This window comes from Micromonospora sp. WMMD882 (genome assembly GCF_027497255.1).
Taxonomy (GTDB): domain Bacteria; phylum Actinomycetota; class Actinomycetes; order Mycobacteriales; family Micromonosporaceae; genus Micromonospora.
In genome coordinates this window covers 2,722,494-2,744,232 of record NZ_CP114903.1, presented here as the reverse complement: position 1 = coordinate 2,744,232, position 21,739 = coordinate 2,722,494, and the positions used below count along the sequence as shown (strand labels likewise).

17 protein-coding genes, 2 pseudogenes and 1 riboswitch are annotated in these 21,739 nt (G+C 74.7%); of the genes and pseudogenes, 14 read left to right on the top strand and 5 right to left on the bottom strand.

Annotation, left to right across the window (positions count from 1 at the left end; genetic code table 11):
- From O7606_RS11095 to O7606_RS11080, 4 genes are all read left to right on the top strand, one after another.
- Entirely contained in the window at positions 1 to 663 is a 663-nt protein-coding gene (locus O7606_RS11095) for a DUF2752 domain-containing protein (protein WP_281598971.1), read from the top strand.
- A gap of 135 nt (positions 664 to 798) precedes the next feature.
- The gene (gene thyX / locus O7606_RS11090; protein ID WP_281599612.1) at positions 799 to 1,542 is read left to right on the top strand and encodes an FAD-dependent thymidylate synthase; all 744 of its coding nucleotides are present in this window, start codon (positions 799 to 801) and stop codon (positions 1,540 to 1,542) included.
- 77 nt (positions 1,543 to 1,619) lie between these two features.
- Positions 1,620 to 2,543 (top strand): 4-hydroxy-tetrahydrodipicolinate synthase, encoded by a 924-nt coding sequence (gene dapA / locus O7606_RS11085; protein ID WP_281598970.1) that lies wholly within the window; start codon positions 1,620 to 1,622, stop codon positions 2,541 to 2,543.
- Positions 2,544 to 2,598: 55 nt separating this feature from the next.
- Positions 2,599 to 4,287: a ribonuclease J gene (locus O7606_RS11080; RefSeq protein ID WP_281598969.1), complete on the top strand. Its 1,689-nt coding sequence runs from the start codon at positions 2,599 to 2,601 to the stop codon at positions 4,285 to 4,287.
- Between the two features lie 104 nt (positions 4,288 to 4,391).
- Here O7606_RS11080 and O7606_RS11075 read toward each other — a convergent pair whose 3' ends face one another.
- Positions 4,392 to 6,182: a YbjN domain-containing protein gene (locus tag O7606_RS11075; RefSeq protein WP_281598968.1), complete on the bottom strand. Its 1,791-nt coding sequence runs from the start codon at positions 6,180 to 6,182 to the stop codon at positions 4,392 to 4,394.
- The gene (locus O7606_RS11070) at positions 6,179 to 6,688 is read right to left on the bottom strand and encodes a YbjN domain-containing protein (protein ID WP_281598967.1); all 510 of its coding nucleotides are present in this window, start codon (positions 6,686 to 6,688) and stop codon (positions 6,179 to 6,181) included. Before O7606_RS11070 ends, O7606_RS11075 begins: the two co-directional genes overlap by 4 nt.
- Before the next feature lie 113 nt (positions 6,689 to 6,801).
- On the opposite strand from O7606_RS11070, the pseudogene O7606_RS27635 reads away from it, so the two are divergent.
- The 3 genes and pseudogenes from O7606_RS27635 to O7606_RS27625 form a co-directional block, all read left to right on the top strand.
- Positions 6,802 to 8,277, top strand: a pseudogene (locus O7606_RS27635) (DNA translocase FtsK 4TM domain-containing protein); the annotation flags it as partial.
- Positions 8,278 to 8,316: 39 nt separating this feature from the next.
- Positions 8,317 to 9,567 (top strand): annotated as a pseudogene (locus O7606_RS27630) (LAGLIDADG family homing endonuclease); the annotation flags it as partial.
- A 108-nt stretch (positions 9,568 to 9,675) separates the two neighbouring features.
- Positions 9,676 to 10,746: an FtsK/SpoIIIE domain-containing protein gene (locus tag O7606_RS27625; RefSeq protein ID WP_348651164.1), complete on the top strand. Its 1,071-nt coding sequence runs from the start codon at positions 9,676 to 9,678 to the stop codon at positions 10,744 to 10,746.
- Positions 10,747 to 10,853: 107 nt separating this feature from the next.
- Here the strand turns inward: O7606_RS27625 and O7606_RS11060 are convergent, their stop codons facing one another.
- Positions 10,854 to 11,096, bottom strand: coding sequence for a hypothetical protein (locus O7606_RS11060; RefSeq protein ID WP_281598965.1), 243 nt, complete (start codon positions 11,094 to 11,096; stop codon positions 10,854 to 10,856).
- A gap of 82 nt (positions 11,097 to 11,178) precedes the next feature.
- Positions 11,179 to 11,493, bottom strand: a complete 315-nt coding sequence (locus O7606_RS11055) for an SMR family transporter (protein WP_281598964.1) — start codon at positions 11,491 to 11,493, stop codon at positions 11,179 to 11,181.
- A gap of 60 nt (positions 11,494 to 11,553) precedes the next feature.
- A riboswitch (guanidine-III (ykkC-III) riboswitch) is annotated at positions 11,554 to 11,617 on the bottom strand.
- A 111-nt stretch (positions 11,618 to 11,728) separates the two neighbouring features.
- Here O7606_RS11055 and O7606_RS11050 point away from each other — a divergent pair.
- The 7 genes from O7606_RS11050 (at position 11,729) to O7606_RS11020 (ending at position 18,114) form a co-directional block, all read left to right on the top strand.
- Complete coding sequence (locus O7606_RS11050; protein ID WP_281598963.1) at positions 11,729 to 12,652, top strand: ornithine cyclodeaminase family protein; 924 nt, start codon at positions 11,729 to 11,731, stop codon at positions 12,650 to 12,652.
- A gap of 57 nt (positions 12,653 to 12,709) precedes the next feature.
- Positions 12,710 to 14,236, top strand: coding sequence for a 30S ribosomal protein S12 methylthiotransferase RimO (rimO, locus tag O7606_RS11045; RefSeq protein WP_281598962.1), 1,527 nt, complete (start codon positions 12,710 to 12,712; stop codon positions 14,234 to 14,236).
- A gap of 68 nt (positions 14,237 to 14,304) precedes the next feature.
- Positions 14,305 to 14,895 (top strand): CDP-diacylglycerol--glycerol-3-phosphate 3-phosphatidyltransferase, encoded by a 591-nt coding sequence (gene pgsA / locus O7606_RS11040; protein WP_281598961.1) that lies wholly within the window; start codon positions 14,305 to 14,307, stop codon positions 14,893 to 14,895.
- 131 nt (positions 14,896 to 15,026) lie between these two features.
- On the top strand, positions 15,027 to 15,581 hold the full coding sequence (locus tag O7606_RS11035; protein WP_281598960.1) for a CinA family protein: 555 nt from the start codon (positions 15,027 to 15,029) through the stop codon (positions 15,579 to 15,581).
- Positions 15,582 to 15,737: 156 nt separating this feature from the next.
- Positions 15,738 to 16,181 carry a helix-turn-helix transcriptional regulator gene (locus O7606_RS11030; RefSeq protein WP_281598959.1) on the top strand — a complete coding sequence of 148 codons (444 nt, stop codon included), beginning with the start codon at positions 15,738 to 15,740 and terminating at the stop codon, positions 16,179 to 16,181.
- Between the two features lie 254 nt (positions 16,182 to 16,435).
- Complete coding sequence (locus tag O7606_RS11025) at positions 16,436 to 17,302, top strand: PspA/IM30 family protein (protein ID WP_281598958.1); 867 nt, start codon at positions 16,436 to 16,438, stop codon at positions 17,300 to 17,302.
- Positions 17,303 to 17,325: 23 nt separating this feature from the next.
- Entirely contained in the window at positions 17,326 to 18,114 is a 789-nt protein-coding gene (locus tag O7606_RS11020) for a hypothetical protein (protein WP_281598957.1), read from the top strand.
- A 43-nt stretch (positions 18,115 to 18,157) separates the two neighbouring features.
- Here O7606_RS11020 and O7606_RS11015 read toward each other — a convergent pair whose 3' ends face one another.
- Entirely contained in the window at positions 18,158 to 21,667 is a 3,510-nt protein-coding gene (locus O7606_RS11015; protein WP_281598956.1) for a hypothetical protein, read from the bottom strand.
- Between the last annotated feature and the right edge of the window lie 72 nt (positions 21,668 to 21,739).

Here is a 21,739-nt window from a genome sequence, read left to right as displayed (position 1 = left end):
GTGACGAGCGTTGACGGCCAGGCCGGCCCCCCGCCGCCGCCCACCGGCGCCCCCGGGGCGCATCCGGGCCCGCGTCCCGCCGGCCCGCCCGGGGCTGATCCGCGCCCCGCCGGGCCGCCCGGGGTCGATCCGCACCCCGCCGGCCCGCCTGCCGTCGGTCCGCAGGCCGCCGGCCCGTACGGGTCGTGGCCGGCCGGCCCGGTCCAGGTCGCCGAGCCGGACCGGTTCACCCGTTTCGTGGTCCGCCTCTACGATCGGGCGCCGCGCTGGGCGGTGCCGTTGGCCGCGCTCGGCTGTGTCGGCGCCGGAGTGGCGTACGCGCTGGTCAGCGACCCGACCCGGGCCGCGCCCGACGCGCTGCCCACCTGCCTGCTGAAGCTCACCACCGGGCTCGACTGCCCGGGCTGCGGCGGCACCCGCGCGCTCTGGTACGTGCTGCACGCCGACCTGCCGGCCGCCGCCCGGCACCACTTCCTCTTCGTCTTCGCGTTGCCCTTCCTGGCGTACCTCTTCGTCGCCTGGGCGGGGCAGCAGGCGTTCGGCTGGCGGCTGCCGCAGCTACGGATCGGGCCGAAGGTGATCGGCGGGTTCCTGGTGGCCTGGCTGGTCTTCTCGGTGGCCCGTAACCTGCCCTGGGCCCCGTTCACGGCGCTCTACGTCTGACCGGCGTCCGCCCGCCGACGGGCGGGTCGGACGGACCACGACCGACCCGACGTGCCGGACGGCCGGGTCCGGCCGCCGGCGAGCCCGGCTGCGGCGCGCCCGACCGGGGCCACTACAGTCCGAAGCATGCCGGAGATGGTGCAGCCCCAGGTCAGGCTCGTCGCGTGGACGCACTTCGAGACCCCGGACGACGTGCCGTGGTCGACCGACGCCGAGGGCGGCCAGGCGCTCGCCGAGTTCGCCGGGCGGGCCTGCTACCAGAGCTGGAAGAAGCCGAACCCGGCCACCGCCACCAACGCCGGCTACCTGGCGCACATCCTGGAGGTCGGCCACCTGAGCGTGCTGGAGCACGGCTCGGTGAGCTTCTACTTCAGCGGCGTCTCCCGGTCCTTCACCCACGAGCTGATCCGGCACCGGCACTTCTCGTACTCGCAGCTCTCCCAGCGGTACGTGCCGGAGCGGGACGCGGCGATGGTCGAGCCCCGGGTGATCGCCGAGGACCCGGAGCTGCACAAGCGGTTCGTCGAGGCGACCGAGGCGGGCGTGCGGGCGTACACCGAGCTGCTGGAGGGTCTCGAACAGCGCTTCCTCGACGAGCCCAATCCGACGTTGCGCCGCAAGCAGGCCCGGCAGGCGGCCCGGGCGGTGCTGCCCAACGCCACCGAGACCCGGATCGTGGTGACCGGCAACTACCGCGCGTGGCGGCACTTCGTCGCGATGCGGGCCACCGAGCACGCCGACGTGGAGATCCGCGAGCTGGCCGTGGAGTGTCTGCGGCAGCTCCAGCGGGTCGCGCCGAACGTCTTCGCCGACTTCGTGATCTCCACCCGCCCGGACGGCACCGAGGTCGCCGAGAGCCCGTACGCCGAACGCTCCTGAGCGTCGGGTCACGCGGCGGAGGGGTCGGTGAACCCTTCCCCGCCGGGGCGGCCCGGCCCGGTTGCTAGGTTGTCAGCATGACGCACGACCACCCTGCCGCCCCCGGGCGGGCCCTGTCGCGCCCCTTCGGCCGACTGATCACCGCCATGGTGACCCCGTTCACCGCCGACGGCGCGCTCGACCTCGACGGCGCGGCCCGGCTCGCGGCCCACCTGGTCGACGCCCAGCGCAACGACGCGCTGGTGGTCAACGGCACCACCGGCGAGTCGCCGACCACCACCGACGCGGAGAAGGAGACCCTGATCCGGGTGGTGGCCGAGACGGTCGGAGACCGGGCGCAGGTGGTCGCCGGGGTGGGCACCAACGACACCCGGCACACCATCGAGCTGGCCGCCGCGGCGGAGAAGGCCGGCGCGCACGGGCTGCTGGTCGTCACGCCGTACTACAACAAGCCGCCGCAGCGGGGGCTGCTGCGGCACTTCACCGCCGTCGCGGACGCCACCGGCCTGCCGGTGATGCTCTACGACGTCCCGCACCGGTCCGCCGTGCCCATCGACACCGAGACGCTGGTGGCGGCCGCCGAGCACGACCGGATCGTCGCGCTCAAGGACGCCAAGGGCGACCTGACCGCGACGAGCTGGGTGACCAGCCGTTGCGACCTGGCCCTCTACTGCGGCGACGACCCGCTCACCCTGCCCACCCTGGCCGTGGGCGGGGTCGGCCTGGTCGGCACCTCCACCCACTTCACCGGGGCGCTGGCCAAGCAGATGATCGAGGCGTACGACGCGGGGGACACCGCTGCCGCGTTGGCGCTGCACCACCGGCTCCTGCCGCTGTTCGCCGGGGTCTTCCGGGCCCCGGGAACGATCCTGGTCAAGGCCGGTCTGGCGGCGTCGGGGCTGCCGGCCGGGCCGGTCCGCTCGCCGTTGAGCGACGCCACCGACGAGGATCTCGCCCAGCTCCGCGCCGACTGCGCGGCGGCCGGGCTCGACCTACCCTGATGAGAAAACGACACGACGGGCGCCGGCTGCCGGCGCCGCAGAATGAGGTGGCCGCGTGACCGAGGCGCACATCGAGACGGAACTCCCCCCGCCGCTTCCGGAAGGTGGCCTGCGGATCATGCCGCTCGGCGGGCTCGGCGCCATCGGGCGGAACATGACCGTCTTCGAGTACGACGGCAAGCTGCTGATCGTCGACTGCGGCGTGCTCTTCCCCGACGTGGAGCAGCCCGGCGTCGACCTGATCCTGCCCGACTTCGCTCCCATCCTGGACCGGCTCGACGACGTCCAGGCCATCGTGCTGACCCACGGGCACGAGGACCACATCGGCGCGGTGCCGTACCTGCTCGCCCACAAGCCGGACATCCCTCTCGTCGGCTCGCAGTTCACCCTCGGCCTGGTCGAGGCGAAGCTCGCCGAGCGGCGGATCGAGCCGTACACGCTGACCGTGCGGGAGGGCGGCCGGGAGCGGCTCGGCCCGTTCCAGTGCGAGTTCTTCGCGGTGAACCACTCCATCCCGGACGCCCTCGCGGTGGCCATCCGCACCCCGGCCGGGCTGGTGCTGCACACCGGTGACTTCAAGATGGACCAGCTCCCGCTGGACGGCCGGATCACCGACCTGGCCGGCTTCGCCCGGCTCGGGGCGGAGGGCGTGGACCTGCTCCTGTCGGACTCCACGAACGCGGAGATCCCCGGCTTCGTCACCCCGGAACGCGAGATCGGCCCGGTCCTCGACTCGATCTTCGCCAAGGCGCGGGGGCGGATCATCGTCGCCTCGTTCGCCTCGCACGTGCACCGGGTGCAGCAGGTGCTCGACTCGGCCGCCGAACACGACCGCAAGGTCGCCCTGATCGGCCGGTCCATGGTCCGCAACATGGGCATCGCCCGTGACCTCGGCCTGCTGAACATCCCGGCCGGCCTGGTGGTCGGCCTGGACGAGGCGACCGCGCTCCCGCCGGAGCGGATCGTGCTGATGTCCACCGGCTCCCAGGGGGAGCCGATGAGCGCGCTCGGCCGGATGGCCAGCGGCGACCACCGGCACATCACGATCGCCCCCGGCGACACCGTCGTGCTGGCCAGCTCCCTGGTCCCGGGCAACGAGACCTCGGTCTACCGGGTGATCAACCGATTGGCCCGGGCCGGCGCGACCGTGATCCACAAGGACGTCGCCAAGGTGCACGTCTCCGGCCACGCCCCCGCCGGTGAGCTGCTCTACCTGCTCAACGTGGTGCGGCCGAGCAACCTGATGCCGGTGCACGGCGAGTGGCGGCACCTGCGGGCGCACGCCCGGCTCGGCATCGAGTCCGGCGTCGCCCCCGACCGGGTGGTGCTCTGCGAGGACGGCGACGTGGTCGACCTGGTCGAGGGCCGGGCCAGCCTGGTCGGGCACGTGACCAGCCGGTACGTCTACGTCGACGGGCTGGCCGTCGGCGACGTCAGCGAGTCCCTGCTGACCGAGCGGCGGATCCTCGGCGACGGCGGCTTCATCGCCTGCACCGTGGTGGTCGACTCGGTCACCGGCAAGGTGGTCGGCGGCCCGACCGTCTCGGCGAAGGGCTTCTCCGAGGACCCGGCGGCGTTCAACGCGGTGGTCCCGCTGATCACCGAGACGCTCAACCGGGCCGCCGCCGACGGCATCACCGACCCCCACCAGCTCCAGCAGATCGTCCGGCGCACCGTCGGCCGCTGGGTCAACGACGCGTACCGGCGACGGCCGATGATCGTGCCGACCGTGGTCGAGGTCTGACCGGTCCGGACGTCGGCGAAGACGGGTCGGTCCGGCCGGTGCCGGCCCGGCCCGTCCGCCGTCGGGCGTGACGTCGACGGCAACCGCCCTCGCCGCCGCCGGGGTCACGGCAGGGCGGCAACCGCGTCGGCGTACGCGACGCCCGTGGTGACCGCCGCGTCGACCAGCACCGCCACCTGCGCCGGGGCGACCCCGTACGCCAGGTCGGTGGTGAGGTCCCCGGCGAGGACCAGCTCACCGTCGGCCACCTCGTGCACGTACGCCCGGGGTTGCAGCCGGTCCCGGTTCCAGGCGTTGACGAACTCGTACGCCTCGGGACGCCGTGCCGCCGGCAGCCGTCGGGTCGCGACCACCCGGGCGTGCAGGATCTCGCTCCGCGACCCGACCCGGTCGAACCGGATCATCGCCTCGCCCCAGCGGCCCACCACCGTGCCGGCCGGGTCGACGGCGCAGGTGTCGCCCCGTCGCTCCACCGCCGCGACGATCATGGCGACGGTCAACTGCGCGGGCCCGTCGGCCGACCCGGCGTCGGGCGCTCCCGGCCCGGCGCCCGGGGCGGGTTCCGGGGGGTCCTCGTCCGGGTCGGTCGGCAGCGGGGCCGGGATGCCGGGGCGGGGTCGCTCGGCCAGCCACGCCACGATCCGGTCCGACTGGTGACCGGTGCCGTTACGCGCGTCGAAGCGGCCCGCGAGGTCGGTGGCGGTGGCCAGCAACTCCGCGCCGAGCGCCGCCACGTCCCGCCCACCGTCGACCCGGAGCGGGCGGATCAGCCCGAACGCCTCGGCCAGCCGGGTGGCGTGCCCCAGCCCGGCCGGCCCGTCCGGCAGTCGGCCGGGCCGGATCGTCTGGTCCGGACCTGACGGTCCGGCCGTCTCCGCCGGTCCACCCGGTCCGGTCGTTCCCGCCGACCGGACCGGTCCGGTCGGCCCCTGCGGCGCGTCCGGACCGGTCGGCTCCGCCGCAGCGACCGCCGGTCCGGGTGGGACGGGGGTCCGGGTCAGCCCCGACTCGCCGGCCAGCCGGCAGAGCAGCGCCCCGGCGGCGGCGAACTCCATCGCGGACCGCTCGTCCGTCGGCCGGGCCAGCCGGGGCAACTGCTCGACCAGGATGGTCAGCCCCCGGGTCAGGTAACCGCCGAGCGCGCAGAACGTCAGGTGGGCCGGCAGCCGCCCGAATCCGGCCGCCGACCGCCGGTGCCGGCGGTACGCGCGCAGGTGCGCCCGGCCCGCCTCGTCGTACCGGCCGAGCCGCAGGTACGGCAGGAGCGCCGCGGCCAGCGCCGCCTCCGGCTGCTCCGGGCACGACCCGGGCCCGGCGAGCGCCCGGTCGAGGACCCGGGCCGCCTCGGCCCACTCGCCCCAGCCGGTGAGCAGCTCGGCCTGCCGTACCGCCACGCAGGCGGGACAGTCCGGCCCCGGGCCGGCGGCCCGCCACCTGTCGAACCGCTCCCGGGCGGTCGACGAGTCCCCGAGCTGGTCGGCGAGCCGGCAGCCCAGCTCGGCCGGCACCCCGGGCTCGTCGCCGTCCAGCCGCGTGACCAGGTCGTCGAGAAGGGCCCGGGCCTCGACCAACGTGACCTGGGGACTCGCCGCTGCCGCCTCGACGGCGGTCCGCTGGCAGCGGCGCAGCAGCGCCACGTCCCCGGCGGAGAAGAGGGCGGGGGAGTGGTCCAGGGCGGCGAGCAGGTGACGTACCGGCCCGGCGGACCGTCCCGGCTCCCCGTGGAACCGGTACGTCTCGACGAGCGCGAACCGGGCGTCGACACCGAGCCGGACCTGCCCGGTGGCGTCGGCGTGCCCGGCGATCCGCTCCAGCTCGGCGATCTTCGCCGCGTCGTCCGGCCGGTCGCGGGCGGCGGCGAGCGCGTCGGCCCAGGCGTCGACGTCACCGGTCACGACGACGCTCCGCCGCCCGGCTGGCCGGACGGGTGTGTCTGGCCGGCCCGCGCGGCGACGGCGTCGGCGAGGTGACAGCCGGCGGTTACCCCCCGGCCGACCAACTGGTCGAGCTGGTGCGGGGTCACCCCGCGCTCCAGGTCGGTGATCACCTCACCGCAGACCCGGGCCCGCCCGTCGTCGTCGACCACCACGAACGCCTTCGGCCAGTACCGGTCGTGGTTCCAGCCGTTGCAGAAGACCCGCAGGTCGGGAACGTCCTCGATCGGGAACACCGGCCCGGTCAGCGTCCGGACCTGGAGCACCTCGCCGGCCGCGCCCAACCGCCGGAACCAGATCAGGCTGTCTCCCCAGCGGCCGACCAGGTTGCCGTCGGCGTCCGGGCGGCACGCGTACCCCCGGGTGGTCAGCACCGCCGCGACCAGTTCGGCGGTCAACGGCCGCAACGCCTGCGGGTGCCCGGCCAACGGATCGACCGGGCCGCCCTCGATCTCGGACGGCGTCATCCGACATCCCTTCTGAGGTAAATATCACGACTGACGGCGGAAAGCGCGCTGCGACGCACGGACACGATCGCCAAAAGCGGCGTTCCGGCGGGTCACGCCGTTACCGTGACTCTATGGCGGGCCGTACCTCTCAGGCGAGCCGGCGACGCGGCGCGTCGCCGCGCGGTAACCAGAACAGTCGTGCCCGCCAGCCGGCGAAGAAGGGCGGCGCCTCCGCCCGGCGTCGCCCTTCCGCCCGGCCGAGCCGCGGCGTCGGCCTCGGCCGCGCGATCACCGCCGCCTGGATGGGGCTGGCCCACGGTGTCGGGTGGACGTTCCGGGCCGTCGGCCGGCAGGCCGCCACCGCCCGCGAGGTCGGCCCGGAACACCGTCGGGACGGCGCCGGGCTGCTCCTGTTCGGACTTGCCCTGCTCAGCGCGGTGGCGATCTGGTTCTCCGGCGCGGGCCCGGTCGGCGCCCGCCTCGCCGACATGGTCCGGCTCTTCCTGGGCGCGATCTCCGTCGTGCTGCCCGTCCTGCTGATGATCGGCGCCTGGCGGATGATGCGGGAGCCGGCCGACCCGGCGCACCGGGGGCGTGGCCTGGTCGGCTGGGGGTCGATGCTGGTCGCCACCGCCGCCGTGCTGCACATCGGACAGCGCCCGGTCGACCAGGTCCAGCGGGACTACGCCGGCGGCCTGGTCGGGGCCGGCGTCGGCGGTCTGCTGGAGCGCGCCGTGACCGCCTGGGTGGCGGTGCCGCTGCTGCTCCTGCTGCTGGTGTTCGGCCTGCTGGTGGTCACCGCCACCCCGATCAACAAGATCCCCGAACGGCTCGGTCTGCTCACCGGCGGGGTGCTGGGCGTGCCGCCCGTGCCGGCCGAGGAGGAGACCGCCGAGAAGGCCCCGCCGCGTCGCCGTCCGCGTAAGGCCGCCCCGCCACCACCGCCCGAGCCGATCGAGCTGGACGACCCGTACGACGAGGACGTCGACCTCCAGGAGACGGTGGTCCTGCCCCGGAAGGCCCCGGCCCGGGTGCCCGCCGCCCGGCGTAAGCCCGAGCCGCCGGAGCACTCGCCGCCGCCCACCCGGGCCGAGCAGTTGGCGCTCACCGGCCTGTCCGGCGACTACACCCTGCCGCCGGCGAACCTGCTCGCCGGCGGCGCGGCCCCGAAGACCCGGAGCAAGGCCAACGACGAGGTGATCGCCGCGCTGACCGGCGTCTTCGACCAGTTCGGGGTGGACGCCGAGGTCACCGGCTTCACCCGGGGCCCCACCGTCACCCGGTACGAGGTCGAGCTGGGGCCGGGCGTCAAGGTCGAGCGGATCACCCAGCTCTCCCGCAACATCGCGTACGCGGTGAAGTCCCCGGACGTACGGATCCTCAGCCCGATCCCGGGCAAGAGCGCGGTCGGCGTGGAGATCCCGAACACCGACCCGGAGAACGTCGCCCTCGGTGACGTGCTGCGCTCCCGGGCGGCCACCAGCGACCACCATCCGATGGTGGTGGCCCTCGGCAAGGACATCGAGGGCGGCTACGTGGTCGCCAACCTCGCGAAGATGCCGCACATCCTGGTGGCCGGCGCCACCGGGGCCGGCAAGGCCTTGGCGCTGGAGACCCCGATCGCCACTCCTGACGGCTGGTCCACCATGGGCGAGCTGCGGGTGGGTGACCGGGTGTTCGACGAACACGGTAAGCCCTGCCGGGTGCTGGCCGCCACGCCGATCATGCGTGACCGCCCCTGTCACGAGGTCACGTTCTCCGACGGCACGGTCATCATCGCGGATGCCGACCACGAGTGGCGCACCACGACACGGGCCGGACGCGTGCAGCGTACGCACCGGTGGAAGGACGGTTCGTACTGGACACCTGAGGATCGTGGACTGATGGGTCGGCGCCTGGCGGAGGTACTGGCGGAGCCGGACCGCCCGGTCTCCAGTCGTGAGGTGGTGACGGATCTCGGCGAGCAGTTCAGGAACACCCTCCACCAGATCCTTCGGGGCATCCCCAAGGAGCCGGCGCTCGGTCGGGCGCCGTATGAGCGAGCGGGCCGGGTGGTCACCCGTTGGGTTCCCACCTATTCCCGTCACCGGGTGTACCAGGCATTGTCCGCACGGGTGCTTCATCCAGACAGGTCGGCGGCCAGACAGTCGCATGACGAAGCGACGGTGACGACGAGGCAGATCGCCGAGACCCTCCGCGTGGGGCCGAACGGCGAGTGGGCGAACCACGCCGTCGCTGTGGCCGGTCCCCTGGATTGTTCCGAGCGAGAGGTGCCCATCGCCCCCTACACCCTCGGTTGCTGGCTGGGCGACGGGACGACCGGCTCTTCGACCCTGACCTGCGCCGACCACGAGATCCTGGAGCAGATCCGCCTGGACGGTTACGAGGTGACCGCGCGGCCGCGGGGGAAGATCCGGTTTCACATCTCCAACCGTCAGGACAGGGGCCGGCGGATCGCCGAAGCCTTGCTCCTTGTCGATCGGGGCATGAGCGGGCCGGCGGCGGCCAGGCACGTCGGTGTGTCGACCACCGCCGTCTACCTCGCGCGGACGCGGTCAGGACCAAGGGACTGGACCGCCTCGGAGGCGCCATCCAACCGTCCTCGGCAGCCGTACCGGACGTTACGGGCACTCTTCCGTGAGATCGGTGAGAAGCACATCCCACCCGTCTACCTGAGGGCGTCCGAGACGCAACGACGGGCGCTGCTCGCCGGCCTGCTGGACACTGACGGCACGGTCACGAAGCAGGGTGGCGTCGAACTCGCGCTCACCAACGAGCGGCTCGCCCGGGACGCCCTGGAACTCGTCCTCGGTCTCGGCTACCAGGCGACGATGAGTACGAAGCCCGTCGCGGGAAGAAGGCCGGAGACGTCCATCTGCTACCGCATCCGCTTCACCCCCCGGGACAAGGTCTTCCGGCTCACCCGGAAGCTGAGCCGCCAGGTCACCACGAATCGTCCGACCCTCGCCCGTCGCTACATCGTCGGTGTCCGCCCGGTTCCGTCGGTGCCGGTCCGGTGTATCGAGGTCGACAGCCCGAGCCATCTGTATCTCGCCGGCCGCTCTCTCGTGCCGACGCACAACTCCAGTCTGCTGAACTCCCTGCTCGTCTCCGTCCTGACCCGGGCCACCCCGGACGAGGTGCGGCTGCTGCTGATCGACCCGAAGCGGGTCGAGATGACCAGCTACGAGGGCATCCCGCACCTGGTCACCCCGATCGTGACCAACGCCAAGAAGGCCGCCGACTCGCTGGAGTGGGTGGTCCGCGAGATGGACATGCGCTACGACGACCTCGCCGCCAACGGGGTCCGGCACATCGACGACTTCAACCGCAAGGTCCGCACCGGCGAGATCACCGCCCCGCCGGGCAGCGAACGGGAGATGAAGCCGTACCCGTACCTGCTGGTGATCGTGGACGAGCTGGCCGACCTGATGATGGTCGCGCCGCGCGACGTGGAGGACTCGGTCGTCCGGATCACCCAGCTCGCCCGGGCCGCCGGCATCCACCTGGTGCTCGCCACCCAGCGTCCCTCGGTCGACGTGGTGACCGGCCTGATCAAGGCGAACGTGCCGTCCCGGCTGGCGTTCGCCACCTCGTCGCTTGCCGACTCCCGGGTCATCCTCGACCAGCCGGGCGCGGAGAAGCTGCTCGGGCGGGGTGACGGTCTCTTCCTGCCGATGGGCGCGTCGAAGCCGATCCGGATCCAGGGGGCCTGGGTCACCGAGCGCGAGATCGCCGACGTGGTGAGGTTCTGCAAGGACCAGCGCGAGCCGGAGTTCCGGCCGGACGTGCTCACCCCGGCCCAGGACAACAAGAAGAAGATCGACGAGGAGATCGGCGACGACCTGGACCTGCTGGTGCAGGCGATCGAGCTGGTGGTGACCTCGCAGTTCGGGTCCACCTCGATGCTGCAACGCAAGCTGCGGGTCGGTTTCGCCAAGGCGGGCCGGCTGATGGACCTGATGGAGACCCGGGGCATCGTCGGCCCGTCCGAGGGCTCCAAGGCCCGCGACGTCCTCGTCAAGCCGGACGAGTTGGAGGAGGCGCTGGCCGCCCTGTCGGGCGCCGGCGACTGAGCCCGCCCCACACGGCAACGTGACCGGCGCGCGGCAACGTGACCGGCGCGCGGCAGCGGGCCGGGCGCACGGGGATCCGCGCGCCCGGCCCGGGTGGCTTCGGCAGGTCAGTTCAGCAGGGCGGCGACCAGCAGCGCGCCGACCAGGGCGCCGACCACGCTCGCCGCGGCGGCGTACCAGCCGAGCGGCTTGTCGCCGAGGACCGCGCCGACGATGCCGAGCACGACGCCGGCCAGGCCGAAGAGCAGCGGGGAGATGAAGACCGCGAGCACCGCGAAGACGAAGCCGAGGATGGTGCAGATCCGGGCGGCGTTGGTGCGCGGGCGGGCGGTGGTGTGCATGTTGGCCATGTCGTCCTCCGGTGCGTGCGACTGTTCCTTTGGCGTCGCCGGGATCTCTACCCCGCCCGCCGGACGGCTACGCATCGACTCCTCAGTGGAACACCTTCAGCCCCACCACGCCGGCCACCACCAGCAGCAGACACATCAGCCGGGGCAGGCTCGCCGACTCGCCCAGCGCCAGGATGCCCACCGTGGCGGTGCCCACCGCGCCGATCCCCACCCACACGGCGTAACCGGTGCCGACCGGGATCTCCCGCAGCGCGTACGCCAGCCCCACCATGCTCAGCACCACGGTCACCGCGAACACCAGCGACGGGACCGGCCGGGTGAACCCGGCGCTGCGGTCCAGGGCGATCGCCCACGCCGTCTCCAACAACCCGGACACCACGAGCACCAACCAGGCCATGACGTCGCCCCCTCCGCCACCGCGTCCGAGGCCCTCCCGGACGGGTCGGTCGCGTACGACCGAGGGGCGTCTTCGCGTCACCGGGTACGCCACCACTCGTCCGGAACACCCGAGGGGTGCCGTCGCCGACGGTAGCACCGGTCGGGGGATGCCCGACCCGGCCGACCGGCCGGTCGAGGGTGACCCCGGACACCACCATTGACCTGAAGTTGTCTTCATGTTGAAGGATCGGCTCATGGCTCTGCTCTTCTCCGACCGGGAGGTCGCCGCCGTCCTCGACGCGGGCCGCGCCGTCGAGGCGATGCGTGGCGCGGTGCTGGCCGCGTACGAGGGTCGCCTGGTCGCCCCGCCCCGGGCGTCGGCCCGGCTCGACGGCGGCCGGCTGGTGTTCACCGCCGGCCAGCTCACCGGCGAGTGGTACGGCTACCGCTCCTACGACACCTTCGGTCACCCCGAGGGGGAGCAGCTCGTGGTGCTGCACGACGGCCGGACCGGGGCGGTACGGGCGGTCGGCGTCGGCGCGGAGCTGGGCTCGCGGCGCACCGGAGGGCTCGGCGGGGTCGCCGTGGACGCGTTGGCCCGCCCGGAGGCGACCACCGTCGGGGTGCTCGGCTCCGGTGGGCAGGCGTGGGCCCAGGTGTGGGCCACGGCGGCGGTCCGCCCGCTACGGGAGGTGACCGTGCACAGCCCCACCCCGGCGCGCCGGCAGCGGTTCGCCGCCCGGGTCCAGGCCGAGCTGGGCGTCCCGGCGCGCGCGGTTGCCACCCCGGGTGAGGCGGTCCGCGGGCGCGACGTGGTGCTGGTCGCCACCGACAGCCCCACCCCGGTGCTCGACGCCGGGGACCTCGCCCCGGGCGTCCACGTCAACCTGGTCGGCTTCAAACAGCGCGGGCGCGCCGAGTTCGACACCACCCTGCTGGACGCCGCCGGCGCGCTGGTCACCGACTCGCCCGCCCAGGCCGGGGCGTACGACCCGCCGATGCTGGCGGCGCTGCCCCCGTACGCGGAGCGGTTGGGTGACCTGGGCGCGGTGCTGGCCGGCGCGGCGTCCGGACGGACGGACCGCGACGACGTCACCGTGTTCTGTTCGGTGGGCCTGGCCGGCACCGAGGCGTTCCTGCTGGACCGGCTCGTCCAGCTCGCCGCGACCACGGTGTGAGCGCGGCTACGTGGGCCGGGCGTCGGCGGGCGGCCACCGCGCGCCCGGTACCCTCGGGTGGTGTCTGCCGCCTCCCCTTCCCCCGCTGACGGTCGCCGGGTCGCCCTGCTGACCCTGGGCTGTGCCCGCAACGAGGTCGACTCGGAGGAGTTGGCCGCCCGCCTGCACGCCGACGGCTGGCAGGTGACCACCGACGGCGAGCGCGCCGACGTGGTGGTCGTGAACACCTGCGGGTTCGTGGAGAAGGCCAAGCAGGATTCGATCCAGACGCTGCTGGCCGCCGCCGACACCGGGGCCACCGTGGTGGCGGCCGGCTGCATGGCCGAGCGGTACGGCCGGGAGCTGGCCGACAGCCTGCCCGAGGCGCGGGCCGTGCTCAGCTTCGACGACTACCCCGACATCGCCGCCCGGCTCGACGCGGTGCTCGTCGGCGAGACGGTGCCCGCGCACACCCCACGGGACCGCCGCGAGCTGCTGCCGCTGACCCCGGTGGCCCGGCGGGCCAGCGCGGTGTCCCTGCCCGGCCACGGCACGCCGGCGTCGCCGCCCGGCCACGGCACGCCGACCCGGGTCGCCCCGCAGACCGACGAGCACACCCCGGCGCACCTGCGTCCGGTGCTGCGCCACCGGCTGGACACCGGCCCGGTCGCGTCGCTCAAGCTGGCCAGCGGATGCGACCGGCGCTGCGCGTTCTGCGCCATCCCCGCCTTCCGCGGCGCCTTCGTCTCCCGTACGCCCGACGAGCTGCTCGCCGAGGCCGAGTGGCTGGCCGGGACGGGCGTCCGGGAGCTGGTCCTGGTCAGCGAGAACTCGACGTCGTACGGCAAGGACCTGGGCGATCCCCGGGCGCTGGAGAAGCTGCTGCCGCAGCTCGCCGCGATCGACGGGATCGTCCGGGTCCGGGCCAGCTACCTCCAGCCGGCCGAGACCCGGCCCGGCCTGGTCGAGGCGATCGCCACCACGCCGGGCGTGGCGGCGTACTTCGACCTGTCGTTCCAGCACTCCAGCGAGCCGGTGCTGCGCCGGATGCGCCGGTTCGGCTCCACCGACCGTTTCCTGGAGCTGCTGGCCGGCGCCCGCGCCCTGGCCCCGGAGGCGGGGGCGCGCAGCAACTTCATCGTCGGCTTCCCCGGCGAGACCCGGGCCGACGTGGACGAGCTGGTCCGGTTCCTGACGGAGGCGCGGTTGGACGCGATCGGCGTGTTCGACTACAGCGACGAGGACGGCACCGAGGCCGCCGGGCTGCCCGGCAAGGTCTCCGCGGCCACCGTCCGGCGGCGGTACGACAAGCTCGTCGCGCTCGCCGACGAGCTCTGCTCGCAGCGCGCCGAGGAGCGGCTCGGCTCGACCGTCGAGGTGCTCGTCGACTCGGTCGACGACGGCGTCGTGGAGGGGCGGGCGGCGCACCAGGCCCCCGAGGTGGACGGCTCGACCACCCTGGTCGCCCCGCCCGGCGGTGGGGTGGACGTGGCCGCCCTGCGGCCGGGTGACCTGGTCCGGGCGACCGTCACCGGCACCGAAGGGGTCGACCTGGTCGCCGTACCGGATGAGATGATCTCGGCGGCGCCCGGCGCGGCACGGTGACGGCGGGCCCTGACCGAGCGGGGGAGCCAGGTGGCGCGGTACCGGGCACGTCGAGACGGGTCGACCCGGTGACCGGGGCGGTCGACCCGACGCCGCCGACGGTGGTGGCGCCGGTCCCGGTGGTGAACGCGGCCAACGCGCTCACCGCGTTGCGGCTGGTGCTGGTGCCGGTCTTCACGGTGCTGGTGGTCGTCTCGACGATGACCCACGCCGGGTGGCGGGTGGCGGCCTGCCTGGTCTTCGCGCTCGCCTCGCTCACCGACTTCGCGGACGGCTGGATCGCCCGCCGGTACGCGCTGGTCACCTCGGTCGGCAAGGTCGCCGACCCGATCGCCGACAAGGCCCTCACCGGGGCCGCCCTGTTGCTGCTGTCCTGGTACGACCGGCTGCCCTGGTGGGTGACCGCGGTGATCCTCGTCCGGGAGGCCGGGGTGACCCTGATCCGGTTCTGGGTGATCCGGCACGGGGTGATCGCGGCCAGCCGGGGCGGCAAGGCCAAGACCGCGCTGCAGATCCTCGCCATCGTCTGGTATCTCTGGCCGATGCCGGCCGGCTGGGCCGGGATCGGTCCGTGGATCATGGCCGCGGCGGTGGTCGTGACGGTGCTGACCGGCTTCGACTACGTGGTCCGTGCCCTGCGCCTGCGCGCCCCCCGCTGACCCCGCCCGCGGGCGGGCCGTCGCCGGCCCCCGGGCGGGCGCTCCGTCGCCGGTCCCGGCCGGGCAGTCCGCCCGCGACCGGGCCCGGTGCAGGATGGTTGACGCGACCGGGTGGGGGAAGAAAGGCGGACATGGCAGTGGGACGTGACGACGTGACGGCGCCGGACGACGCCGACGACCGGCCGGTCACCAATCCGGCCGCCGGGGTGGTGCACCGGCTCTCCGAGCGGGGCGAGACGCTCGCCACCGTCGAATCGTTGACGGGTGGCTCGCTGGCCGCCTCGATCGTGGAGATCGCCGGCGTGAGCGGCGTCTACCGGGGCGGCGTGGTGGCGTACGCGACCGAGTTGAAGGCGACGCTGGCCGGCGTCCCGGCGGATCTGCTCGCCGCCCGCGGGCCGGTCGACCCGGACGTGGCGGTGGCCCTCGCCGAGGGCGGGCGGCAGCGGTGCGGGGCCGACTGGGGGCTGGCGACCACCGGCGTGGCCGGGCCGGAGCCGCAGGGCGGCAAACCGGTGGGCCTGGTGTTCGTCGCGGTTGCCGGACCGAACGGGACGATCGTGCGGGAACTGCGTCTCGACGGTGGTCGGGACCACATCCGGGCGACCGCCGTCGAGGAGGCGTTGCGCCTGCTCACCGCCCAGATCCGGACCGCCGGCGAGCCGGTCGACGCGGCCCGGCGCTGAGCCCGGTCCGATTTCTGGCCCGCCGGGGTGGTATGTCGGCGGGGCCGGCAGCGGGTACGGTTGCGGGAAGACTCCGACGGGCGGTCCGGCCCGGGGGCGGCCCCCCGCACCCGGCGCGCCCCGGCCGCCGGGGAACGGTTCCTCCAGGGAGGTGCGATGGTCCTGCTACGCCGGGTGATCGGTGATGCACTGCGGGCGCGTCGGCAGGGGCAGCACCGCACCCTACGCGAGGTGTCGTCCGCGGCGAACGTCAGCCTGGGTTACCTCTCCGAGATCGAACGCGGCCAGAAGGAGCCCTCCAGCGAGCTGCTGGCCGCCATCTGCGACGCGCTCGGCGCGCGCCTGTCCGAGCTGCTGCGCGAGGTCAGCGACACGGTGGCGTTGGCCGAGCAGATGCCGGGCGTGCTGGTTCCGGTCGTCGACGAGTCGGTCGAGCCGGTGACCCGGGCCGGCGTCCGCAAGGTCGCCCCGCAGGCGGTCCGGCAGGTCGGCGGCGACGGGTCGGTCGCGGTGGCCGTCCGCCAGGATTCCCCGCTCAAGGCCACCCTGCGCTCCGCCCGGGTCCGTCCCGCCGAGCGGGACGTGGTCTGCGCCGCCTGACCACCGCCGTCCCGCCGGCCCGACCGATCACCGGTCCGGGTTCGGTCGCCGCGTCGACCGGCTGGCCCACACCGCCCGTGGTCGCCGCTGGTGTCGGCCGCGTAGGGTTGATCAGCAGGTGTGACGCCCGTCCCGGCGCATCGTCATCGCCTGGGTGGCGGCGGGCTGGGAGGATGGATGAGCCGTCGGTCGCCGGGCCACCGGTCCGGCCCGGCGGGCGGGCGCAGCGGCGCGACTGAGGGGATACCGCGGAGATGGCCAACCCGTTCGTCAAGGGGTGGAAGTACCTGATGGCGATGTTCGGCGCCCGGATCGACGAGCACGCCGATCCGAAGGTGCAGATTCAGCAGGCCATCGAGGAGGCGCAACGCCAGCACCAGGCGCTGGTGCAGCAGGCCGCCGCGGTGATCGGCAACCAGCGTCAGCTCGAGATGAAGCTCTCCCGGCAGATGTCGGAGGTCGAGCGCCTCCAGGGGATGGCCCGGCAGGCGCTCGTCCTGGCCGACCAGGCCCGGGCCAAGGGTGACGAGGCCGAGGCGACGAAGTACGAGCAGTCCGCGCAGACGCTGGCCACCCAGCTCGTCTCCGCCGAGCAGGCCACCGAGGATCTCAAGACCCTGCACGACCAGGCCATCGGCGCGGCCTCCCAGGCCCGGCGGGCGGTGGAGAACAACTCCATGATCCTCCAGCAGAAGCTGGCCGAGCGCACCAAGCTGCTCAGCCAGCTCGAGCAGGCCAAGATGCAGGAGAGCGTGGCCCGCTCGCTGGAGTCGATGTCCTCGCTCACCGCCTCCGGCTCGACCCCCAGCCTCGACGAGGTGCGGGACCGCATCGAGCGGCGGTACGCCAACGCGATGGGCCGCGCCGAGCTGGCCGGCAACTCCGTCGAGGGCCGGATGCTGGAGATCCAGAAGTCCAGCCTCGACTCGGCCGGGTCCTCCCGGCTGGAGCAGATCCGGGCCAGCATGGCCGGCGGGCAGCTCACCGACCGTCCGGCCCAGGCCGGCGCCGAGCAGGCCGCGGCGCCCGCCGCCGACCCGGCCGCCGCCGCCCGGCTGGACGAGATCCGGGCCAGCATGACCCGGGACCGCGGCACCGGAGACACCACCGCCGCCGGGTGACCGGCCGGGGCGAGGAGGCAGGCGTGGCAGACGAACGAGCACGGTACTTCCGCCGGTTGCGTCGGTTGCGGGCGTCCGCCCGACGGTGGAGCGTCACCGCCGGAGGGCTCGGCGGGGCGGCGGCGGTGCTCACCCCGTACGCCGGGCTCGGTCTGCCCGACGCGGCGTGGGCCGGCGCGGCCGGCGGCGCCCTGGCGCTGGCCGCCTGGCGCTGGATCGACCTGCGGGCCCTCGCCGCGCAGCCGGCCCCGCCGGAGCTGGACCCGGCCGAGGCCGCCGCCCGCTCCCGGGCCCGGCTGGTCGCCGCCGTGGAACGCCTGCCGGTCGGCCCCAACGTGGTCGCCGAGGTGCGTCGGGTCCGCGCCCGGGTGGCGCTGCGCGGCACCGCCGCCGCCGAGCCGTGGGCCCGACTGGACCGCGCCGCGCTGACCCTGGCCGGGATGGCCGGCCGGCTCACCGGGCTCACCGGGCTCGCCGACCCGGTGAAGCTGGAGGCCGCGGCGGCCGACCGGTCCCTGCGGGACCTCGCCGAGCGGGTGGCGAGCGTCGAACGGGCCGTCCGGCTCGCCCCGTCGCCGGCCCGGGAGTCGCTGGCCGACACCCACCGCGTCCTGGTCACCCAGCTCCACGAAGGCGTCGCCGCGTACGAGCACCTGGTCGTCGCGGCGGCCGGCTACGTCGCCGAGGACGCCCGCCCCACCGACGCCCACCCGGCCGCGTCCCGGCTCACCGAGGCGACCGACCTGCTGCACGGGGTCGCGTCGGCCCTGGCCGAGCTGCGGGCGGTCGGCGACCCACGCCGCCCCGCCTGAGCCGGGCCCGGCCGCACGCCGCCCCGCCTGAGCCGACCCGGCCTCACGTCGGCGTGGTGGCCGGCACCGGGCCGGTGAACGCCGAGCTGCCCACCACGTTGACCGCGCGGACCCGGTACCAGTAGGTGACCCCCCGCGCCAACCCGGTGTTGGTGAAACCACGCCCGGAGACGGTGAAGGCGGTCAGCTCCCGGGTGAAAGCCGGATCGGCGGCCCGTTCCACGACGAACCCGTAGCCGCTCCCGCCGGGCGCGTCGGCGGTCCACCGGAGGATCACCGTGGCGGTCTCCGGGCCCGACACGCACGCCGTGGCGATCACCGGTTCGGGGGTGCGTGGCATCGCCGGGGTGGTCACCACGCTGACCGTGGACCAGGGCGAGGCGGCGCCCCGACAGGTGGTCCGGACCCGGTAGTAGTACGTGGTCTCCGGGGCCACCACCGGATCGACGTGGTGGCCGACGACGTCGACCGTGGTGGTCCCGGGACCGCTGGTGAAGGTCGGGTTGGTGGCCCGTTGCACGTCCACCCCGGTGGCGAAGGACCGGTTCGTCCAGCGCAGCGCCACCCGCAGCGGGGCGGCCGGTGGCACGACCGCGGTCAACCCGGTCGGCGCGGCGAGCCGCACCACCGCGGCGGCGCTGCCCGACCAGCCCGAGCAGCCCACCGCGTTCTCGGCCCGGATCCGGTAGTGGTACGTGACGCCCGGGGTGACCGTGGCGTCGACGTACCTGGTGGCGGTGGCGGCCACGGTCAGCGTCGTCACGTCGGCGGTGAACGCGGGATCGGTGGCCCGGTCCAGCCGGTGCGCGGTGGCCGGCGGCCGGTCGCCGTTGCCGGTCCAGGCCAGCGCGATCGCCGGCAGCGCGATCGTCGAGCCGGGGACCGGGGTGGCGGTCAGCCCGGTGGGGGCCGGCGGCGAGACCCGCAGCACCAGCGGCCGGGCGGCGCCCTGGTCCCGGTGGGCGGCGAGCTGACTGTGCCACTGGTACTCCCAGCCGAGGTCGACCGGCGTGCCGTCGGGGTCGGTCGGGTCCAGCGGGCGCACACAGTCGCCGATGGTGAAGGGCAGGTCGGGCGGGACGGGCCGCAGGGCGACGACCACCGCCTCCCGGGGGTCGACCCGGATCGTCTCCTTCCAGCCCCGCTCGTCGGCCGCCGGGGGCCGGACCACGCCGTCCCGGGTGACCCGGTTGACCACCTGCGCGTCCCCGCCGCCGAGATGCAGCGGCTGGGTGAGCCGGCCGTCGCCGCTGATCCGCCAGAGCTGGGTGCCGTCGCCGGGCGTGCCGACGCCGACAGCCGGATCGGTGGCGTACAGGATCTCCGTCGGCGGGGCGGTCGGCGTCGGCGCGCCGGCCGGGGGGAGCGTCGCCCCGTCGGCGGTGGTGGCGGTGAGTCGGGCGGTCAGCCGGCCGTGCCCCGCCTCGAAGACCTGCCGGACGGCCTTGTCCCGCACCGGGAGCGTGACGGGCCCGGTGGCCCCGACCGGGGTGAAGCTCACCGTGGCCGCGTGCGCCGGCACCACCGTCTCCTGCCCGGTGCGGGTGCCGAACGCCCGGTCGTAGGCCGGTTGCGGCACGATCGGCGGCGGCTGGCTGGCCGCGTACGCGCCGGGCAGCCGGTCCCGCAGCCGGTCCAGGTCGTACCGCCGCGCGGGCGGGCCGGTGACCCGGAGCTGGAGCAGGGTGCGGGTGTCCGGCCCGTATCCGCCGACCGCGCCGGGGGAGTCGGCGTGGTGGTCGTGGCGGGGGTCGCCGCCGGGCAGCGGGGCAGGGCAGTCGTTGTAGAGGATCAGGACGGTCCCCGGCGGCACGGCGGCGAAGTCGACGAGCACGTCGGCCCGTTCGCCCGGGGCGAGCAGCAGGGCGTGCCCGTCCACGTTGAGCACCGTCGCGTCGCGCCGGTCGTACCGGTAGCCGACCGGCCGGTTCGGCAGCGCCACCGGGGCCGGCAGCAGACCGCACTCGTTGCCGATCCGGACGAGCTCCGGCCCGGCCGCCGCCGGGTCCGGCACGCCGCCGGCCCGACCGTCGGTCGGCCAGCACGCCGGCCGTCCCGGCGCGGGCGACGCCGCCACCATCGGCACCTCGCCCGCTCCGGCGTCGGCCAGGCTGCCGTCGTCGTGCCACATCGGCCCGTCCGAGCGGGCCCGGTAGAGCTGGAGGTTCAGGCTGCGGTCCGGGCAGGCGTTGAGGATCCGGAACCGGTACGCGCGCGGCGCGACCGTCAGGTACGGGTAGGCGACGCCGTTGACCAGCGGGGTGTCCCCGTACGCGCCGGGCACCGCGCTGGGGTGCGGCACGCCCGGGGCCAGCGGCGGCTCGCCGGGCGCGTCGACCGGGTCGTGGTACGGGTTCGCCGTCGGGCCGTGCGCCACCGGCCCGTCCGGGGTACGGCACCACGGGCCGTAGTCCCACCGGCCGGTCGGGTTCCGCCCGTCCGGCCGGAACGGGTTCTGCCGGGGCTGGTAGACGTGCGGGTGCCAGAGACTGCCCTTGGCGCCCCAACGGTCCCGGTCCCAGGTGGGGTCCTCGGCGGCGAGTTGGGCGTCGTCCGGCACGAAGGTCCGGTCGGTGATCACCAGCGGGAGCTGGTCGGCGGGCAGCACCCCGTCGGCGATCAGCTCCTCCTCGGCCGGGTCGGTGAGCAGGTACGGCGCGAGCTGCCCCGAGTAGGTGGTGAGCCGGGCCAGGCCGAGGGTGTTGTCGTGCAGCCACATCATCCGGCCGCTCTGGTCGTTCGGCAGGTAGAGGGTGGTCGCGCCCGGTCCGGGCGGCGGCATGTCGGGCACGTGCGCCAGCCCGGGTCCGGTCGGGTACGGGGTGATCTCCCCGGCCGGGGTGATCCACTGGGTGGGGTTGCCGGCGCTGATCCAGCCGGTCCGTGCCCCGTGCAGGCGCAGCACCGCCCGGTTCTGCGGGTACGGCGCCGGCCCGTCCAACGGCCCCGGCCCGGCCCCGGGCAGCGTCGGATCGACCGGCAGGAACAGGTCGCCGGCCCGTCCGGTGGGCAGTTGGTTGATGAACTTGATCCGTACCGGGCGGCCCCGCCGGGCCATGATCATCGGCCCGAGGTGGTACGCCCGGTCGGGCGGGTGGACGGTGTTGTGACCGTGCCGGTCGGTGCCCAGGTTGAGCTGCCGGTAACCGCGCAGCGTGGTCTGGGGCAGGTCCCGGTGCAGACGTTGGGCGTACTGCTGCAACCCGATCTCGTAGTAGTCGCAGCCCGGGTACGTGATCGTGTCGGGCACCGCCACCGGCAGGTACGCGCCCAGCTCGTTGGCCCGCTCCGGCCCGGGGCCGGGCAGCGCGTCGACGAACTTGCGCAGGCCGGTGCCGGGCGTCACGACGCCCGTCGGGTCACGCCGGGGGCGGGGGCTGTGCGCGAAGTTCGGTTCCGGCCCGAAGTAGCGCGGCACCGCCGTCGGTTCCAGGGCGGGCGGGCCGACCGTGGTGGGCGCGGCGGTGGACGGCTCCGTCCCGCTGCGGGCGGCCGGGATCGTCCCGGCCGTGGTGGTCGTCGGGGTACGGCGGAATCTGCGGAAGATGGCCATGGCTCACCCCCGGGGCCGGGGGTACGACGACCGTCACCCCGGTGTGACCGGGGTCGTACCCGTGGCGCTGCT

Excerpts from the sequence above, each read along its gene's own strand:
- O7606_RS11050 (WP_281598963.1), top strand. The coding sequence starts at position 11,729 with ATGGCTCTGCTCTTCTCCGACCGGGAGGTCGCCGCCGTCCTCGACGCG.
- dapA (WP_281598970.1), top strand. The coding sequence starts at position 1,620 with ATGACGCACGACCACCCTGCCGCCCCCGGGCGGGCCCTGTCGCGCCCC.
- thyX (WP_281599612.1), top strand. The coding sequence starts at position 799 with ATGGTGCAGCCCCAGGTCAGGCTCGTCGCGTGGACGCACTTCGAGACC.
- O7606_RS11030 (WP_281598959.1), top strand. The coding sequence starts at position 15,738 with ATGGTCCTGCTACGCCGGGTGATCGGTGATGCACTGCGGGCGCGTCGG.
- O7606_RS11025 (WP_281598958.1), top strand. The coding sequence starts at position 16,436 with ATGGCCAACCCGTTCGTCAAGGGGTGGAAGTACCTGATGGCGATGTTC.
- O7606_RS11035 (WP_281598960.1), top strand. The coding sequence starts at position 15,027 with ATGGCAGTGGGACGTGACGACGTGACGGCGCCGGACGACGCCGACGAC.
- O7606_RS11055 (WP_281598964.1), bottom strand. The coding sequence starts at position 11,493 with ATGGCCTGGTTGGTGCTCGTGGTGTCCGGGTTGTTGGAGACGGCGTGG.
- O7606_RS11070 (WP_281598967.1), bottom strand. The coding sequence starts at position 6,688 with ATGACGCCGTCCGAGATCGAGGGCGGCCCGGTCGATCCGTTGGCCGGG.
- O7606_RS11060 (WP_281598965.1), bottom strand. The coding sequence starts at position 11,096 with ATGGCCAACATGCACACCACCGCCCGCCCGCGCACCAACGCCGCCCGG.
- O7606_RS11015 (WP_281598956.1), bottom strand. The coding sequence starts at position 21,667 with ATGGCCATCTTCCGCAGATTCCGCCGTACCCCGACGACCACCACGGCC.